This is a genomic window from Xylophilus sp. ASV27 (assembly GCF_016428875.1).
In the GTDB taxonomy this organism is placed as follows: Bacteria; Pseudomonadota; Gammaproteobacteria; order Burkholderiales; family Burkholderiaceae_C; genus Xylophilus.
This window is the reverse complement of sequence record NZ_JAELTO010000362.1, coordinates 1-302: the sequence shown is the minus strand read 5'-3', so window position 1 is coordinate 302 and position 302 is coordinate 1. Positions and strand designations below refer to the sequence as shown.

The 302-nt window shown below is 75.8% G+C and carries 1 protein-coding gene; it reads right to left on the bottom strand.

The window, feature by feature from the left end; all coding sequences use genetic code 11:
• The coding region (locus JHD63_RS24420) for a hypothetical protein (RefSeq protein ID WP_233168572.1) at positions 1–201 on the bottom strand (201 nt) is incomplete at its 3' end.
• Between the last annotated feature and the right edge of the window lie 101 nt (positions 202–302).

Sequence of the window (302 nt, the reverse complement as noted above, 5' to 3'; positions counted from 1 at the left end):
CCCCCCCCCCCCCCCCCCCCCCCCCCCCCCCCCCCCCCCCCCCCCCCCCCCCCCCCCCCCCCCCCCCCCCCCCCCCCCCCCCCCCCCCCCCCCCCCCCCCCCCTTTTCAAGCCGAAGACGGCATACGAGATTTCCTGTACGGTCTCGTGGGCTCGGAGATGTGTATAAGAGACAGGCCGAGGCCGGCGTGCAGTTCCGCATGGGCCACACCATCACCGCGCTGCGCGAGGCCGGCGGCCGCATCGACCACGTCGAGGTGACCGATGCCGAAGGCCGCTTCCAACGCATCCAAGGCGATGCCT